Below are 17,714 nucleotides of genomic sequence, written 5' to 3'. Positions count from 1 at the left end.
GGCATCTGAACAGGGCCGGCCGGTACGGCCCTGTCAGCGCGGCCCGGTCAGCCCCGGCCGCCTGTCAGCGCGGCACGGTCAGCCCCGGCCGCCGGTCGGTCAGTACGGGTACACCCCGCCCAGCTGCGGCGGCGGACCGCCGAAGCCCTCCGCCACCCGCTTCTGGTACGTCGCCCGGTCGACCACCTCCAGCCCGACGATCTCCCACGGCGGCAGGTTCGCGGTCACCTTGTGCTCGCCCCACAGCCGCAACGCGATCGCCGCCGCGTCGTGCAGGTCCCGGGCCTGCTCCCAGTAGCGGATCTCGGCGTGGTCGGCCGCGTAACGGGCGGTCAGGAAGAACGAGTGGTCGTGCGCCAGCCGCTCCAGCGAGGCCCGTAGCGAGGACAGCGGGGTGGTCTGCCCGGCCACGCTCAGCACCACGTGCCACAGCCGGGCCTGCTCCGGCACGCCGGGCGGCTGCGCCGACTCCGCGCGCTGCGGCCGAGGCCCGCGCGCCCCGCCGGGCCCCTGCGGCGGCGGACCGGCCGGCTCGGCGGGGCCGTCCTCGCGTCCGCCGTCGATGCTGGTCAGCCGCCGGCCCGCCGTCCCTCCGGTCAGCGCTGCCTCGCGCCTGCGTTCCACCGGCGGCCTCCTGTTCGGCGATCTCGTGTCGTCCCCACCGGCCCCGTCGACCCTCGGCCGACCGGTCCGGCTGCGCCCCTCCTCGCCCGCGGCCGGGCCGCTCCCGGTACGGAGCGGCCCGCCGACCGCACTGCGCCGTCCGGCCGGTGCCGGACGGCCGGCCGGTCAGCCGCGCAGAACGACCAGGTCGTCGCGGTGGACGACCTCGCGCTCGTACGCGGCGCCGAACTCCTGGGCCAGGTCGCGGGTGGACCGGCCGAGCAGGCGGGGCAACTCCCTCGCATCAAAGTTGACCAGTCCGCGAGCCACGATGTGGCCGTTTTCGGCAAGAAGGTCCACCGGATCACCCGCGGCGAACTCCCCGTCGACCTTGGTCACCCCGGCCGGCAGCAGCGACGCGCCACCGGAGACGACCGCCTCGACCGCGCCCGTGTCCAGGTGCAGGGCGCCGCGCGGGCTGCTCGCGTGGGCCAGCCAGAGCATCCGGTCGGAGGTGCGGCTGCCGGTGCGCAGGAAGAGCGTGCCGGTGGGCCGCCCGGCCAGCGCGTCGGCGGCGTGGCTGGCCGCGGTGAGCACCACCGGGATGCCCGCGCCGGTGGCGATCCGGGCCGCCTCGACCTTGGTGACCATGCCGCCGGTTCCGACGCCCGCCTTGCCGGCGCTGCCGATCTCGATGCCGTCGAGGTCGTGCGGGCCGCGCACCTCGGCGATCCGGCTGGTGCCGGGACGGGCCGGGTCTCCGTCGTAGAGGCCGTCCACGTCAGAGAGCAGCACCAGCAGGTCGGCCCGGACCAGGTGGGCGACCAGCGCGGCCAACCGGTCGTTGTCCCCGAACTTGATTTCGGCGGTGGCGACGGTGTCGTTCTCGTTGACGATCGGCATCGCGCCCATCGCCAGCAGCTGGTCCAGCGTCCGGTACGCGTTGCGGTAGTGGGCGCGGCGGCTGGCGTCCTCGGCGGTGAGCAGCACCTGGCCGACCCGGATGCCGTACCGGGCGAAGGAGGCGGTGTACCGCGCGACCAGCAGTCCCTGGCCGACACTGGCGGCGGCCTGCTGGCGGGCCAGGTCCTTGGGCCGCCGGTCCAGGCCGAGCGGGGCGAGCCCGGCGGCGATGGCGCCGGAGGAGACGAGCACGACCTCGGGGGCGTCCGGGCGGCTGCGCACCTTGGCGAGCGCGTCCACCAGGGCGTCGACCCGGTCGGCGTCCAGGCCGCCGGCCGCCGTGGTGAGTGAGGAGGAGCCGACCTTGACCACGATCCGCCGTGCGGTCAGCACCTCCTCCCGCAGTGAGTCCTCGCTCATCTCGCTGTACGCCCTTCCGGTGTGGTGCGGTCACGGCGGGCCGGGCCCGGCCGTCATGCCCGAAATCTACGCGATCCACGCAGGTCACCCCCAAGGTGTTTCACCGACTGGACCCGGCCTGGTCACGGGCTCGCCACAGCCCGGCCGGCAATCCGGATGGCTGGTATGGTCCCTGACCGAAAGCCAGATCGGGGGACGGCTTCTTGCCCGCTGTACCCACTCGTCTTCGACGTTCCTGTCACACGGGGCGGCGCCGCACTGGGCAGGCCGGCAACGGTTCGCGGTCGCGCGCCCGGGAAGAAAAGCGCACCATGCGTTCGTACACCACGAAGCTGACCGTCGCCGCGCTGGCGGCGGCCACCGCCTTCTCGCTCGCCGCCTGCGGTCCGGACAACTCGGACCCGGCCGGCACGGGCGGCGCCACCGGAGCGGCTCCGGCCCAGACCGGCGCGGCCACCGGCGGCGCGGCCGGCGGTTCGACCGCCGCCCCGTCGGGCGCGGCCACCGACGGTGCCGCCTCGGGCGGCGCTGCCACCGGTGGAGCCGCCACCGGTGGGGCCGCGACCGGTGGCGCGGCGACCGGTGGCGCGGCGACCGGCGGTGCGGCGACCGGCGGTGCCGGTACGGCCGGCGCGGCGGGCGGCGGCGCCGGCGGCGGCGGCAAGATTCCGCAGGCCCCGACCGCCGTGAAGGTCGGCCAGTCGGCCACCGTCGACTTCGCCGACAAGACCTCCAACGTCGCCGCCAAGCTGCAGATCACCGTCACCGGCATCGAGGTCGGTTCGCTGCAGGACCTCACCGCCGCCAAGGTCCCGACCGCCGGACTGGAGGGCCGCACTCCGGTCTACGTCAGCTACACCATCAAGAACCTCGGGGAGTCCAGCCTCTCCTTCACCGCCCCGAACTCGAAGTTCGTCATCTTCGACAGCACCGGCAAGACGGGCCTGCCCACCATGAGCGCCGCCACGCCGATGCCCAAGTGCACCGCGGCGAAGTTCCAGGGCGTCACCAAGGGCTCCGAGACCAAGGGCTGCGACATCTTCACCATCGCCGGCGGCACCCCGGCGGCGGTCGGCTACACCGACCTGACCGACCTGCTCAAGCTTCAGGCCTCCTGGGCGAAGTGACGCCGCGTCACCCGTGAACACGGGAACGGCCCCCGCCACCTCGACAGGTGGCGGGGGCCGTTCCCGTCAGGCGGGACCGGTTCAGTAGTCCTCGTCGTCGCCCTCGATGGCGGACTGCCGGCCGCTGGAGAGCGCCTCGAAGGCGAGGAACTCGGCCTCGGCCGCGTCCCGCCCCTTCTGCTTCTCGCGGCGGCGGTCGACCGCCGGGCGCGGGCTCTCGAAGCGGTGGTCCTCACCGCGGCGGCCGAGCATCTCGGCGCCGGCGGCCATGGTCGGCTCCCAGTCGAAGACGACGGCGTTCTCGTCGGGGCCGATGATGACGGTGTCGCCCTCGTGCGCCCCGACCTTCCACAGCTGCTCCTCGACACCGAGGCGGGCCAGCCGGTCGGCGAGGTAGCCGACGGCCTCGTCGTTGGCGAAGTCGGTCTGGCGGACCCAGCGCTCCGGCTTGACGCCGCGGATGCGGTAGGCGCCGTCCTCCTCGGTGATGGTGAAGCCCGCGTCGTCCACGGCCTTGGGCCGCAGCACGATCCGGGTGGACTCCTCGACCGGCTTGGCGGCGCGCGCCTCGGCGACGATCTTCGCCAGCGCGAAGCTCAGTTCGCGCAGGCCCTTGCGGGAGGCGGCGGAGACCTCGAACACCTGGAAGCCGCGCTCCTCCAGCGAGGCGCGGGTGAGGTCGGCGATGTCCTGGCCGTCCGGGACGTCCACCTTGTTGAGCGCGACCAGGCGCGGCCGGTCCTCCAGACCGCCGTACTCGGCGAGCTCGGCCTCGATGGTCTCCAGGTCGCTCAGCGGGTCGCGGCCGGGCTCGAGGGTGGCGCAGTCCAGCACGTGCACCAGCACCGAGCAGCGCTCGACGTGCCGCAGGAACTCCAGGCCGAGGCCCCGGCCCTGGCTGGCGCCCGGGATCAGGCCGGGCACGTCGGCGATGGTGTAGACGGTGTCGCCCGCGGTGACCACGCCGAGGTTGGGGATCAGGGTGGTGAACGGGTAGTCCGCGATCTTCGGCTTGGCGGCGGAGAGCACCGAGATCAGCGAGGACTTGCCGGCGCTCGGGTAGCCGACCAGGGCCACGTCGGCGACGGACTTGAGCTCCATCACGATGTCGCGGGCCTCGCCGGGCTCGCCGAGCAGCGCGAAGCCCGGGGCCTTGCGGCGGGCCGAGGCCAGCGCGGCGTTGCCGAGGCCGCCGCGGCCGCCCTGGGCGGCGACGAAGCTGGTGCCGTGGCCGACCAGGTCGGCGAGCACGTTGCCCTTGCGGTCCAGGACCACGGTGCCGTCCGGCACCAGCAGGACGAGGTCCTCGCCGTCGGCGCCGGTGCGGTGGCCGCCCGCGCCGGGCTTGCCGTTGGTCGCCTTGCGCTTGGGCGAGTGGTGGTACTCGAGCAGGGTGGTGATCTGCGAGTCCACGGTGAGGATGACGCTTCCGCCCTCCCCTCCGTTGCCGCCGTCCGGGCCGCCGAGCGGCTTGAACTTCTCCCGGTGCACGGAGGCGCAGCCGTGGCCTCCGTTACCCGCGGCGACGTGGAGTTCGACGCGGTCCACGAAGGTGGTCATGAGGTGTGCCTCCAGTGCGGATTTGTCTGCTTGCTGTTGCGTAAAGCCGAAGGGTGGACCGGAACATTCCGGCCCACCCTTCAGTGTGAGTCTGGTACGACTCGCGAGTCCGCTGGGACTCAGGCCTCGACGGCCACGATGTTGACGACCTTGCGGCCGCGACGGTTGCCGAACTGCACCGCACCGGCGGTCAGCGCGAACAGGGTGTCGTCGCCACCGCGGCCGACACCGGCACCCGGGTGGAAGTGGGTGCCGCGCTGGCGGACGAGGATCTCGCCGGCGGAGACGACCTGGCCGCCGAAGCGCTTCACGCCGAGGCGCTGGGCGTTCGAGTCACGGCCGTTGCGGGTAGAGCTTGCGCCCTTCTTGTGTGCCATATCTCGCTATCCCCTTACTTGCTGACCGAGTCGATGCTGGTGATGCGCACCGCGGTGTGCTTCTGACGGTGACCCTGACGACGGCGGTAGCCGGTCTTGTTCTTGTAGCGCAGGATGACGATCTTGTCGCCCTTGGTCTGGTCGACCACCTCGGCGTGAGCCTTCACGCCGGCCAGGACCCACGGGTCGGAGGTGACGGCGTCACCGTCGACGACCAGGATGGTCGAGAGCTCCACCGAGTCACCCGGCTTGGCCTCGATACGGTCGATCTCCAGCACGTCGCCGACGGCGACCTTGTGCTGGCGGCCGCCTGCGCGAACGATCGCGTACATGCGGTACCTACTTTCCCAACTCGGTCGGAACTCCCGACGCCAGCCGCCTGGGTACGGACACAGGGGCCTCTTCCCGACCGCTCCGCGCTGGGCGCGGGACTCTCGGGAAGGTGATGTGCTCGGGAGCGCGGCGTAGACACGCCGATGGTCAAGAATACGGACCGGCCGCCGCTGGGGCAAACCGGCCCGTACGACCCGGGGCGGGAGGGTACCCGCCCCGGGCGTGGGCACTACTCGGCCGCCGTATCACCCTCGGCGGCCGCGGCCTTCTTGGCCGCCGCGCTCGTCCGCTTGGTCGCGGTCTTGCGGGCGGTGGTCTTCTTGGCCGCCGCGGTCGTCTTCTTGGCGGCGGTCTTCTTCGCGGCGGTCTTGCGGGCGGCCCGCTTCTTGGGCGCCGGGGCCTCCTCGGCGGGCGCCTCCTCAGCGGGAGCCTCGGCGGCGGGGGCCTCGGCGGCCTCCTCGACCACGGCCTCCGCGACGACGACCTCCTCAGCGGCCTCGGGCGCAGCCTCGGCGGCGGCCTGGGCGGCAGCCTCGACGGCGGCTTCGGTGGCCGGGGCGGCGGCCGCCAGGGCCGCCTCCAGGGCCGCGTCGGCCTTCGCCTGCAGCACCACGATCTCGGCGGCCTGCGGCGCACCCGCCGGAGCCGTCGCCTTGCGCACCGCGCGGCGGCGCGGACGGCCGGCCGGAGCGGCGGCGGGGGCCTCGGCCACCGGCGCCTCCTCGGCCTTCGGCGCCTCGACCACCACGGTCTCGACGGCCGCGGCCTCGGCGGCCTCCGCCTCGACGCCCGGGACCTCCAGGGCCAGCTGGCCCTCGATCTCCTCGCGCACCGGCTCGGCGGGCTCCACGACCGCCTCGACGACGGCCTCGACGGCCTGCGGCTCCTCGTGGGCCGCGCCGCCCTTGCCCCGGCGACGGCGCTTGCCGCCGCCCGGGCCCGCCTCGGCGGCCGCGGCCACCGGAGCGTGGACGTGGGCGCTCGGCTGCTCCATGTGGACGATCACACCGCGGCCGTTGCAGTGCACGCAGGCCTCGGAGAAGGACTCCAGCAGGCCCTGGCCGACCCGCTTGCGGGTCATCTGGACCAGGCCCAGCGAGGTGACCTCGGCCACCTGGTGCTTGGTCCGGTCCCGGCCCAGGCACTCCAGCAGGCGGCGCAGCACCAGGTCGCGGTTGGACTCCAGGACCATGTCGATGAAGTCGATCACGATGATGCCGCCGAGGTCGCGCAGCCGCAGCTGGCGCACGATCTCCTCGGCCGCCTCGATGTTGTTCCGGGTGACCGTCTCCTCCAGGTTGCCGCCCTGGCCGACGAACTTCCCGGTGTTGACGTCGATGACGACCATCGCCTCGGTGCGGTCGATCACCAGCGAACCGCCGCTGGGCAGCCAGACCTTGCGGTCCAGCGCCTTCATCAGCTGCTCGTCGATCCGGTAGGTGGCGAACACGTCCACCTCGGAGGTCCACCGCTGGAGCCGCTCGGCGAGGTCCGGGGCCACGTTGGAGACGTACTCGTGGATGGTCTTCCACGCCTCGTCGCCGGAGACGATGACCTTGGTGAAGTCCTCGTTGAAGATGTCGCGCACGACCCGGACGGTCATGTCCGGCTCGCCGTACAGCAGCGCCGGGGCGTTGCCGGTCGCGGCCTTCTTCTGGATGTCCTCCCACTGCTGCTGCAGGCGCTGGACGTCGCGGGTCAGCTCCTCCTCGGAGGCGCCCTCGGCGGCGGTGCGCACGATGACGCCCGCGTCGTCCGGGACGATCTTCTTGAGGATCTGCTTCAGGCGGGCGCGCTCGTTCTCGGGCAGCTTGCGCGAGATGCCGGTCATCGAGCCCTCGGGCACGTACACCAGGTAGCGGCCGGGCAGCGAGATCTGGCTGGTCAGGCGGGCGCCCTTGTGGCCGATCGGGTCCTTGGAGACCTGCACCAGCACGGACTGGCCGGACTTCAGCACCGACTCGATCCGGCGCGGGCCACCGTGGCCCAGCGCACCGAAGTTGACCTCACCGGCGTACAGCACCGCGTTGCGGCCCTTGCCGATGTCGACGAACGCGGCCTCCATGGACGGCAGCACGTTCTGGACCTTGCCCAGGTAGACGTTGCCGACGTACGAGGTGGCCTGCTCCTTGTTGACGTAGTGCTCGACCAGCACGCCGTCCTCGAGCACGCCGATCTGGGTGCGCTGACCGTTCTGGCGCACCACCATGACGCGCTCGACCGACTCGCGGCGGGCCAGGAACTCGGCCTCGGTGATGATCGGCACCCGGCGGCGGCCCAGCTCGCGGCCCTCGCGGCGGCGCTGCTTCTTCGCCTCCAGGCGGGTCGAGCCCTTGATGGACTGCACCTCGTCCGGGTCGAAGGACGGCTCGGTGGAGCGGCGGCGCGGCTCGCGCACCTTCACCACCGTGCGGACGCCGTCCTCGGTGGTCTCGGCGGTCTCGACGGCGCCGGCCTCGCCGCTGCGGCGGCGGCGACGGCGGCGACGGCGGGACGAGGACAGGCCGGAGGCCAGCTCGTCCTCCTCCTCGTCCTCCTCCTCGGCGACGGCCCGGGCCGGCTCCTCGACGGCGGGCTGCTCGGTCTCGACGGCCTCGGCGGCCTCGAACTCCTCGGCCTCGCCACGGCGACGGCGGCGGCCGCCCCGACGGCGACGGCGCGACGGACGGCCGTCCTCCTCCCACTCGCCCTCGGTCTCCGGACCGGCGGCGGGTGCCTCCACGGCGGGCGCCTCGACGGCCGGGGCCTCCACGGGGGCCTTGGCGGGGGCCTTCACCGGCGCCTCGGCGACCGGCTTGCGGCGGCCCGGCTCGACCCGGGTGCGGACCCGACGGCGGCGGCCGACACCGCTGTACTCGTACTCGTCCTCGTCCCCGCGCTCGGCGGCGGCCGGGGCCTCGACCGGCGCCGTGACGGCGGCGGGCTGCTGCGGCGCGGTCGGCGCGACGTAGGGCGCGGGCTCCTGGAAGACCGGGGCCTGGAAGACCGCGGTGGCCGGACGGACCGCGCGGCGGCGCACCCGGTGGTGCGGCTCGGCCTCGGCGGCCGGAGCGGGGGCCGGGGCCGGGGCGGCGGCCGGCTCGGCGGCGGCCTCGACGGCCTCCTCCTCGGCGGGCTCCTCCTCGACGGCGGGCTCCTCGGCCACCGGCTCCTCGACCGGGGCCTCGACCACCGGCGCGGCCTCGACCACGCGACGGCGGCGGGTACGGCGGGCCGGAGCGGCCGGGGCCTCCTCGGCCACCGGCTCGGCGACGGGGGCCTCGGCGGGAGCGGCGGCCTCGACCGCGGGCTCCTCGACCACGGGCGCCTCGACCGGGGCCTCGGCCTTCTTGCGGGTCCGGCGGGCCCGAACAGGCTTCTCCGCCTTCTCCTCGGTCTTCGTCTCCTCGGTCTCCGGCGCGGTGACCACGATCGCGGTCTCCTCCGGCGCACCCGCCGGGGCCTCGGCCCGCTTGCGGGTCCGGCGGGCCCGGACCGGCTTCTCCGCCACCGGGGCGGCCTCGGCCGCCGGGGCCGCGGCGGCGGGCGCCTCGTGCGCCTCGGCTGGCAGGACCGTCTCGGCCGCCTCGGTGGCCGCACCCTGCGGGGTGCCCGCCGGGCGGGACACCGCCCGGCGACGACGGCGCGGCGGCGCGGCGGACGCGCCCTCGCCACCGGTCACGGCGGTTCCGTTCTGTTCCGTGGCCGCAGACTGCTGCGGATCGGTGTTATCGAGCATGCGGGTGGATCTCCCGTCAGGCCCCCGGGCTCCGCATCCGGGCACGGCGCGGCACCAGTGGGCGGCCGGCATCGCGACGATGCTCGGGCCGGACCCTTTGACGGTGCCGCCGTGCGGACGCGAGGCCGCACAGGGGCTCGTAGTCTCGCTCGGCGCCCCACGCTCGGCGGGGTGTCGAAAAGTCTTCTGGTCTGACCAGTCTTCTGAGGTTTTCCCAAGCTGAGCCGTCCCCCAACCCCGGGTGGCTCCCGGACGGGGCCCCGGGCCCACCGACCGTCCTGGTCGGCGGACCCCGAGTGGCCGGCCTGTGCTGCGACGACGCTCGCTCCCCTGGGGAGCCGCGGGAACCCTGGAGGTCCGTCGGATCCAGTGAGGCACTGGACCCGGCCTCCGCCCCCTAGGCGGACGCGGTAGCGCGCGGCCCGGCGGCCGTTTCTCAGCCGGCCGGGGCCGCAGCGCGGTCGAGCGCCAGCGGGTCGGTCACCGTGCCCGACTCCTCGTCGAGCGGCCCCTGCGCCAGCCTGGTCACCTCTGCGGGGACCGGCGGCGCCAGGTCGGCCGTCGCACGGAGACCGGACAATACGTCGTCGGGTCGTACGGCGGGTGTGGCGTGTCGTACTACCAGGCGCAGTATCGCACAGGGACGGCCGGTCCGAACATCGCGGTCGGTTCCGGCGGCCGTGTCCGTACCACCGTCGACCTGCGGCTCGACGGCTTCGAGCGCCGCCACCGCACCGCGCGCGTCGAAGACCCGTACGCCGTTCTTGGTCCGGCGCTCGACCTCGACCTTCTCCTCGGCGAGGAACTTCCGGACCGCCTGAACCGCCTCGGCCGGCTCGACGCCGTCCAGGCGCACCAGCCACTCGGAGGCCTCCAGGCGCTCCACGAAGTTCGGCGTCCGGACCTCGACCGCGTCGATCACGTCCAGACCGGCGGGCAGCGACTCGTCCAGCTGCGCCCGCAGCTGCTCGGGGTCGCGCACGGCGGCCAGGCCGATCTCCAGGTACTCCGCCTCGCTCGCCACCCCGGTCGGGGCGGCGTTGGCGTAGGACACCTTCGGGTGCGGGGTGAAGCCGGCCGAGTAGGCCATCGGAACGGCGGACCGGCGCAGGGCGCGCTCGAAGGCGCGCTGGAAGTCACGGTGGCTGGTGAAGCGGAGCCGGCCGCGCTTGGTGTAGCGGAGACGAATCCGCTGCACCGTCGGCGCGGGCGGCGGACCGTCGGGCGTACGGCGTGCCAGGGTCGCTCAGTCCTTTAGTCAATTGTCCCCGTCCGGCGCGGCGCGTTCCCGCCACTGTCCGGACTCTGTCACCTCAAAGGGTACGCGCCCCGCCGCCCCACTCGCTCCGCCCCTGGTCAGCCCGCTACGACCGACCCCCGCCCGGAACACTCCGGACGGGGGTCGAAAGCCCTGCGCCGCCTACTTGTTGACGACCGTCAACGGCAGCAACTTCTTGCCCGTGGGGCCGATCTGGATGCTCGTCTGCATCTGGGGACACACACCGCAGTCGAAGCACGGCGTCCAGCGGCAGTCGTCGACCTCGACCTCCTCCAGGGCGTCCTGCCAGTCCTCCCACAGCCAGTCCTTGTCGAGGCCGCTGTCCAGGTGGTCCCAGGGCAGCACCTCCTCGTAGGAGCGCTCGCGGGTGGTGTACCAGTCGACGTCGACGCCGGTGCCGGCCAGGCCCTTCTCGGCGCTGGCCATCCAGCGGTCGTACGAGAAGTACTCGCGCCAGCCGTCGAAGCGGCCGCCGTCCTCGTAGACCGCGCGGATGACGGCGCCGACCCGGCGGTCACCGCGGGAGAGCAGGCCCTCGACGATGCCCGGCTTGCCGTCGTGGTAGCGGTAGCCGATGTTCTTGCCGTACTTGCGGTCACCGCGGATCGAGTCGCGCAGCTTGGCCAGGCGGGCGTCGGTGGCCTCGGCGGACAGCTGCGGGGCCCACTGGAACGGGGTGTGCGGCTTGGGCACGAACCCGCCGATGGAGACGGTGCAGCGGATGTCGTTCTGGCCGGTGACCTCGCGGCCCTTCTGGATGACGTTCTTCGCCATCTCGCCGATCTGGAGCACGTCCTCGTCGGTCTCGGTGGGCAGGCCGCACATGAAGTACAGCTTCACCTGGCGCCAGCCGTTGCCGTAGGCGGTGGCGACGGTGCGGATCAGGTCCTCCTCCGACACCATCTTGTTGATCACCTTGCGCATGCGTTCGCTGCCGCCCTCGGGGGCGAAGGTGAGGCCCGAGCGGCGCCCGTTGCGGGACAGCTCGTTGGCGAGGTCGATGTTGAAGGCGTCGACGCGGGTCGACGGCAGCGACAGACCGATCTTGTCCTCGGTGTAGCGGTCGGCCAGGCCCTTGGCGATGTCGCCGATCTCGGTGTGGTCGGCGCTGGACAGCGACAGCAGGCCGACCTCCTCGAAGCCGGTCGCCTTCAGCCCGCGCTCGACCATCTCGCCGATGCCGGTGATGCTTCGCTCCCGCACGGGGCGCGTGATCATGCCGGCCTGGCAGAAGCGGCAGCCGCGGGTGCAGCCGCGGAAGATCTCCACGGACATCCGCTCGTGCACCGTCTCCGCGAGCGGGACGAGCGGCTGCTTCGGGTACGGCCACTCGTCGAGGTCCATCACGGTGTGCTTGGACACCCGCCACGGCACGCCCGGGGCGTTCGGCACGACGCGGCCGATCCGGCCGTCGGCCAGGTACTCCACGTCGTAGAACTTGGGCACGTACACCCCGCCGGTACGGGCCAGGCGCAGCAGCAGCTCGTCGCGACCGCCCGGGCGGCCCTCGGCCTTCCAGGCGCGGATGATCTCCGTGATGTCGAGGACGGCCTGCTCGCCGTCGCCGATCACCGCGCAGTCCAGGAAGTCCGCGATCGGCTCGGGGTTGAAGGCCGCGTGGCCGCCGGCGAGGACGATCGGGTCCTCGTCGGTGCGGTCCTTGGCCTCCAGCGGGATGCCGGCCAGGTCGAGCGCGGTCAGCATGTTGGTGTAGCCGAGCTCGGTGGAGAACGACAGCCCGAACACGTCAAAGGCCTTCACCGGGCGGTGGGCGTCCACGGTGAACTGCGGGACGCGGTGCTCGCGCATCAGCGCCTCGAGGTCCGGCCAGACGCTGTAGGTGCGCTCGGCCAGCACGCCCTCGCGCTCGTTCAGCACCTCGTAGAGGATCATGACGCCCTGGTTGGGCAGGCCGACCTCGTAGGCGTCGGGGTACATCAGCGCCCAGCGGACGTCGCAGGCGTCCCAGTCCTTGACGGTCGAGTTGAGCTCGCCGCCGACGTACTGGATCGGCTTCTGGACGTGCGGGAGGAGGGCCTCCAGGCGTGGGAAGACCGATTCGACAGTCATGTACTAGGAACCCTTACGACGTGATTCGGTGCCGCGAGTCGGCACGGGAGGGGTGACCCTCAAGGGTAGCCCAATCCGGGGACCGGCCCGGCTGCGCCGGAAGCGGTCCCCCCGCACGCTCCGGCGCCACCCGCCCCCGCCGTTGACACGCCCGGAGGGCCCGTGCGGTACTGACTGGGCCCCGCCCAAGGCCGTGCACCCCTTCCGAAGACGGAAGTCGGGCCGTACGCTCGGCCAACGCCGACTCCCCCGGCGGCTCCCTCGCCCCAGCACGCCCCTCCCCCGTCCCCGCGAGGCCCCCTACCCCCCGGCCCCGCAGAGCCCGTCCCCGGCCCGCAGGCCGCGTCCGGCGGCGCGGCACGCCCGCGCGCCCCGGCGGCCGTACGACCGGTCGCAAGGAGAACCATGACCGACACCGGTCGGCGGGTCCGGCCCCTGTCCCCGCGGACCCTCGACGTCCGGCCGGCCCGCTACCCCACCCCGGCCCAGGCCGAGTGCGCGGCCCGCCGACTCGCCCTGCGCCACCCGGACCGCTGCCGGCTGCGCGAGGTGGGCCGCTCCCGGGCCGGACGCCCGCTGCTGCTGCTCTCGGTGGACCGCGGGCCGCGCGCCGTGCTGGTGGTCGGCGGCCCGCACCCGAACGAGCCGATCGGCACCGCCGCCGCCGTCCGGCTGGCCGAGGTGCTGCTGGAGCACCCCGCCCGGCCCGGCCTGTCCTGGCACCTGCTGCTGTGCCTGGACCCGGACGGCGCCGCGCTCAACGCCGGCTGGCTGGACGGCCCGCTGACCATGCGCCGCCACTACGAGCACTTCTTCCGCCCCGCCTTCGAGGAGCAGCCCGAGCTGCTGCCCGCCCCCGGCTCCGGCCGCCCGCCGATGCCGGAGAGCCTCGCGCTGACCGGACTGATCGACGAGCTGCGCCCGTTCCTGCAGTGCTCGCTGCACGGGGTGGACTTCGGTGGCGCCTTCGTCCAGCTGACCGGCCCGGTGCGCGGCCTGGCCGAGCGCTTCGCCCGTTCCGCCGACCGGGCCGGCATCCCGCTCGACGTGGACTCCTACGACGCCATCGGCTGGACCAGCCCCGCCCCCGGCACCTATCTGATGCCGTCGCCCGGCAGCCCCGGCACCTCCCGGGCGCTGCCGGACGAACCCGAGCTGTCCACCTGGTCCTACGCGGCCCGGCACGGCGCGGTGACCGCCGTCCTGGAGGTCCCGATGTGGGCCGTGGACGCGGTCGGCGACGCCCGCGTCCACCCGGCCGGGCCGCAGGTCCTCGGCGACGCCGCCCGCGCGCTCACCACCCGCGCCGAGGAGCTCACCGCCCTGCTCGCCCGCGTCCCGGCCCAGGCCCGGGAGGCCCACGGCCCGCTGGCGCGCACCGCCGAGTTCAACCTGGCGGTGGCCCCGCGGGTCGCCGCCGAGTGGCTGGAACTGTGGTGCCCCGGGCCGCTGAGCGCCGCCCGGGCGACCACCGCCGGACTGGTCGCCGCCCGGCTGCCGCTGCGGGTCGCCTCGATCCTGCTGCGGCTGCTCGCCGACGCCCGCGGCCCGGCCGCCGAGGCCACCCGCGAGCGGGCCCGCACCGTGGTCGCGGACAGCCTGGACCGGCTGCGCCACCGCTTCGGCGCCCGCTGGGTCCCGGTCCAGGAGCAGCTGGCCCACCAGACCCGGGCGATCCTCACCGCCGCCGACTGCCTGCTGCAGCCAGCCTGACATACCGTCAACTACCAGTAGCGCCAAGGCGAAGGGCCGATCCGGGAGCTCCCGGACCGGCCCCTGCCGTCGAACGATCAGGCCGCTATCGGCCGTTGGCTGCGCACCGCCTGGAGCAGTCCGATGCCGATCCAGACCGCGAACATCGAGGAGCCGCCGTAGGAGACGAAGGGCAGCGGGATGCCCGCGACCGGCATGATGCCCAGGCACATCCCTATGTTCTCGAAGGCCTGGAAGGAGAACCAGGCGATTATCCCGGCCGCCACGATCGTCCCGTACAGGTCGGTGGCCTGGCGGGCGATCCGGCAGGCGCGCCACAGGATCACGCCGACCAGCGCGATTATGGCGAGCGCCCCGACGAAGCCGAGCTCCTCACCGGCGACGGTGAACACGAAGTCGGTCTGCTGCTCCGGCACGAACTGCCCGACGGTCTGGGTGCCGTGGAACAGCCCCTTGCCGGTCAGCCCGCCCGAGCCGATCGCGATCCGGGCCTGGGCCGTGTTGTAGCCGACGCCGTTGGGGTCGAGCTGCGGGTTGGCGAAGGCGGCGAAGCGGTCGATCTGGTACTGGCTCAGCAGCCCGAGCTTCCAGATCGCGATGCTGCCGCCTACGCCGAGCGCGAGGATGCCGATCACCCAGCGGTTGGCGGCGCCGGAGCCGAGCAGGATGCCCAGCACGATCGCGGACATCACCATCACCGACCCGGCGTCCGGCATCAGCAGGACCAGGCCCATCGGCAGGCAGGCCCAGATCAGGCCCCGGAACACCGCCCGGTGCGAGGGGAACTCCCGTTCCCCGGCGTCGACCTGGTCCGACAGCACGACGGCCATCGCCAGCAGGATGGCGATCTTCGCGAACTCGGCCGGCTGGACGGAGAAGCCGCCGCCGAGCTGGATCCACGAGTGGGCGCCGTTGACGGTCGAGCCGATCGGGCTGAGCGTCGCCAGCAGCAGCACGATCACGCCGACGTAGACGAAGGGCACCAGGGTGCGGACCCGCCGGGCTCCTATCCCTATCACCACGGCGCACAGCACCAGGCCGATGACGAAGTTCGTCAGGTGCCGGTAGAGGAAGTACTGCGGGTCCCCGTGGGTGAGGTTGTCGCGCCCGCGGGTGGCCGACCACACCAGCAGCGAACTGCCGGACGACAGGGCCAGCCCGGCCAACAGCAGTATCCAGTCCAGCCGCCAGAGCGGGGAGTCCTTGGCCAGGGCCTTGGAGACCCCGCTGCGCTGGGGGGTCAGCCGCAGTTGCCGGTACGAGCCGTAGGAGGTCATGCCCGTCCCCTTCCCGGGCGGTTCGTCGGTTCGAGGGCGGTGTCGGCCGCTGTGTACGAGGCCGCGCTGCCGGCCGGCGGTGCCGGGTCGAGGAAGGCCGCCGCCGGGTTGGAGTCCGCCTGGGCGGAAGCAGCCACCGAGAGCGCCGGGGCCGCAGCGGCGTCCAGCAGAACCGGGGACGGAGCCGGAGCGACGGAGCCCTGCGCCGGGTCGACGGTGTAGGCGGCCGGCTTGATGATCGCGGTGCCGTCCGGGTTGAACTTCGGCAGCTCGCCCTGCGGCGTCGGCAGCAGCGCCTTCCCGTTGTCGATGTTGCCCTTGTCGTCCACCCCGTACAGCGCCTGGTAGATCCGGCGGATGGCGTCGCCGGAGCCGCCGGAGCCGGTGCCGCCCTGGCTGATCGTCATGACGATCGCGTAGTCCTTGCTGTACGTGTCCAGCCAGGAGGTGGTCTGCTTGCCCTCGACCTCGGCGGTGCCGGTCTTGGCGTGCAGCGCGATCTTGTCCTGCGGCCAGCCGTTGAACTTCCAGGCGGCGGTACCGCTGGTGATGACGCCCGCGGTGGCCTGGTCGATGTAGCTGAGCAGCTTCTGGTCGCCGGGGAACTTGGCGTCCTCGTGCGGGGCGATCTCGCGGACGAGATCCCCGCTCGGGCTTATCACGGCCTTGGCGATGGTCGGCCGGTAGAAGGTGCCGCCGTTGGCCAGCGCCGAGTAGATGCGGGCCATCTGGACCGGGGTGACGAGCGTGTCGCCCTGTCCGATCGCGTAGTTGACGGCGTCACCGGCGCGCATCTGGTAGCCGTCGACGCAGTTCTCGCGGGCGATCTGGTCGGAGAAGCTGTTGCCGCCCTTCTGCGCCTGGGCGCACCAGGCGTCCTTGTTGTTGTCGTAGAAGGACTGCTTCCACTGCCGGTCCGGAACCCGGCCGGGGACCTCGGCGGGCAGGTCGATGCCGGTCTTGGAGCCGAGGCCGAACTCGTGGGCGGTCTTGAAGAACCAGTCGGCCGGGTCCTTCTTCGGCTTGATGCCGCCGTCCTTCATCCACTGGTCGTACGCCAGGCCGTAGAACACGGTGTCGCAGGAGACCTCCAGCGCCTTCTCCAGGGAGATGGAACCGAAGCTCTCGCTCTCGAAGTTCTTGAACTCACGGCCGCCGATGGTCATGGCCTTGGGGCACGGGTAGGTGCCGTCCAGCGAGTAGCCGGCCTGCACGGCGGCGGTGGTGGAGACGACCTTGAAGGTCGAGCCGGGGGCGGACTGACCCTGTATGGCCCGGTTGAGCAGCGGGAAGTTGGAGTCCTTGCTGGTCAGCGACTGGTAGTCCTTGCCGCTGATGCCACCCACCCACAGGTTGGGGTCGTAGGTCGGGGCGCTGGCCATCGCGATGATCCGCCCGGTGTGCACGTCCATCACGACGGCGGCGCCGGAGTCGGCCTCGTAGTTGCGGTTGGTGACCTTGTCGAAGGTGTTCCGGGCCTCGGTCATGGCCTGCGCCAGGTTGTCCTCGACGACCTTCTGCACCCGGGCGTCGATGCTGGTGACCAGGTTGTTGCCGGTCTGCGGGGCGACGGTGCCGGCGGTGCCGATCACCCGGCCGAGGTTGTCCACCTCCAGCTTGGTGATGCCGGCCGTGCCGCGCAGGTCGCGGTCGTACACCGACTCCAGGCCGGCCCGGCCGATCTGGTCGGCCGGCAGGTAGCGGTCCAGGCCGCTCTTGTCGGCGGTCTTGCTGACCTCGTCGTCGGTGACCGGCGAGAGGTAGCCGAGCACCTGGGCCAGGTTGGCGCCCTCGGCGCCGGTGTAGTGGCGCACGGAGGTGGGCTGCGCGGTGACCCCGGGGAAGTCCTCGCGGCGCTCCATTATCTGCATCGCCTGCTGGGTGGTCGCTTCCTTGGTGACCGGGATCGGCTGGTACGGCGAACCGTTCCAGCACGGCTGCGGGGTCTTGGCGTCGCAGAGCCGGACCTTCTCCTGCACGTCCTTGGCGGGCATCCCGAGCACCTCGGCCAGCCGGCCCAGCACCCCCTTGCCGCCGTCCTTCTGCTGGAGCAGCGAGGTACGGCTGACGGAGACCACCAGCCGGGCCTCGTTGCCGGCCAGGATCCGCCCGGAGGCGTCCAGGATCTCGCCGCGGACGGCCGGTTCGACCACCTCGCGGATGTGGTTGCCGGTCGCCTTGGCGGTGTACTCCTTGGCGTTGCGGATCTGCAGGTACCACAGCCGTCCGCCGAGGGTGGCGAGCAGCGACAGCACCAGGATCTGCAGCACCACCAGACGGATCGTCACCCGCCGGGTACGGCCGGTCTCGGGGATGTTGCTCACGTCTCGTGCG

At 73.0% G+C, this 17,714-nt stretch carries 12 protein-coding genes; 2 read left to right on the top strand and 10 right to left on the bottom strand.

What is annotated here, in order from left to right; genetic code table 11:
- Window positions 1-99 precede the first annotated feature (99 nt).
- Together O1G21_RS25700 and proB are read right to left on the bottom strand one after the other, a co-directional pair.
- The gene (locus O1G21_RS25700; RefSeq protein WP_270146991.1) at window positions 100-624 is read right to left on the bottom strand and encodes a hypothetical protein; all 525 of its coding nucleotides are present in this window, start codon (window positions 622-624) and stop codon (window positions 100-102) included.
- Between the two features lie 165 nt (window positions 625-789).
- The gene (proB, locus tag O1G21_RS25695; RefSeq protein WP_270146990.1) at window positions 790-1,926 is read right to left on the bottom strand and encodes a glutamate 5-kinase; all 1,137 of its coding nucleotides are present in this window, start codon (window positions 1,924-1,926) and stop codon (window positions 790-792) included.
- 311 nt (window positions 1,927-2,237) lie between these two features.
- On the opposite strand from proB, the gene O1G21_RS25690 reads away from it, so the two are divergent.
- On the top strand, window positions 2,238-3,053 hold the full coding sequence (locus O1G21_RS25690) for a hypothetical protein (protein WP_270146988.1): 816 nt from the start codon (window positions 2,238-2,240) through the stop codon (window positions 3,051-3,053).
- 81 nt (window positions 3,054-3,134) lie between these two features.
- On the opposite strand, the gene obgE is transcribed toward O1G21_RS25690, so the two are convergent.
- From obgE to O1G21_RS25660, 6 genes are all read right to left on the bottom strand, one after another.
- Window positions 3,135-4,613, bottom strand: a complete 1,479-nt coding sequence (gene obgE / locus O1G21_RS25685) for a GTPase ObgE (protein WP_270146987.1) — start codon at window positions 4,611-4,613, stop codon at window positions 3,135-3,137.
- A gap of 119 nt (window positions 4,614-4,732) precedes the next feature.
- On the bottom strand, window positions 4,733-4,990 hold the full coding sequence (gene rpmA, locus O1G21_RS25680; protein ID WP_030058248.1) for a 50S ribosomal protein L27: 258 nt from the start codon (window positions 4,988-4,990) through the stop codon (window positions 4,733-4,735).
- Window positions 4,991-5,004: 14 nt separating this feature from the next.
- Window positions 5,005-5,322, bottom strand: a complete 318-nt coding sequence (gene rplU / locus O1G21_RS25675) for a 50S ribosomal protein L21 (protein ID WP_030233759.1) — start codon at window positions 5,320-5,322, stop codon at window positions 5,005-5,007.
- Between the two features lie 230 nt (window positions 5,323-5,552).
- Window positions 5,553-9,041, bottom strand: coding sequence for an Rne/Rng family ribonuclease (locus tag O1G21_RS25670; RefSeq protein WP_270146986.1), 3,489 nt, complete (start codon window positions 9,039-9,041; stop codon window positions 5,553-5,555).
- Between the two features lie 436 nt (window positions 9,042-9,477).
- Window positions 9,478-10,239, bottom strand: coding sequence for a TIGR03936 family radical SAM-associated protein (locus tag O1G21_RS25665; RefSeq protein WP_270146985.1), 762 nt, complete (start codon window positions 10,237-10,239; stop codon window positions 9,478-9,480).
- A gap of 222 nt (window positions 10,240-10,461) precedes the next feature.
- Window positions 10,462-12,390 (bottom strand): TIGR03960 family B12-binding radical SAM protein, encoded by a 1,929-nt coding sequence (locus O1G21_RS25660; RefSeq protein WP_270146984.1) that lies wholly within the window; start codon window positions 12,388-12,390, stop codon window positions 10,462-10,464.
- A 405-nt stretch (window positions 12,391-12,795) separates the two neighbouring features.
- Here O1G21_RS25660 and O1G21_RS25655 point away from each other — a divergent pair, with 405 nt between their 5' ends.
- On the top strand, window positions 12,796-14,103 hold the full coding sequence (locus tag O1G21_RS25655) for a M14 family zinc carboxypeptidase (RefSeq protein ID WP_270146983.1): 1,308 nt from the start codon (window positions 12,796-12,798) through the stop codon (window positions 14,101-14,103).
- 77 nt (window positions 14,104-14,180) lie between these two features.
- On the opposite strand, the gene rodA is transcribed toward O1G21_RS25655, so the two are convergent.
- Together rodA and mrdA are read right to left on the bottom strand one after the other, a co-directional pair.
- Complete coding sequence (gene rodA, locus O1G21_RS25650; RefSeq protein ID WP_270146982.1) at window positions 14,181-15,380, bottom strand: rod shape-determining protein RodA; 1,200 nt, start codon at window positions 15,378-15,380, stop codon at window positions 14,181-14,183.
- Window positions 15,377-17,704, bottom strand: a complete 2,328-nt coding sequence (mrdA, locus tag O1G21_RS25645) for a penicillin-binding protein 2 (protein ID WP_270146981.1) — start codon at window positions 17,702-17,704, stop codon at window positions 15,377-15,379. The genes rodA and mrdA overlap by 4 nt, the downstream gene beginning before the upstream one ends.
- Window positions 17,705-17,714 lie beyond the last annotated feature (10 nt).

Source organism: Kitasatospora cathayae, from assembly GCF_027627435.1.
GTDB classification, from domain to species: domain Bacteria; phylum Actinomycetota; class Actinomycetes; order Streptomycetales; family Streptomycetaceae; genus Kitasatospora; species Kitasatospora cathayae.
Note: the sequence above shows the minus strand (reverse complement) of the source record. Positions and strands in the feature narration are given on the sequence as shown.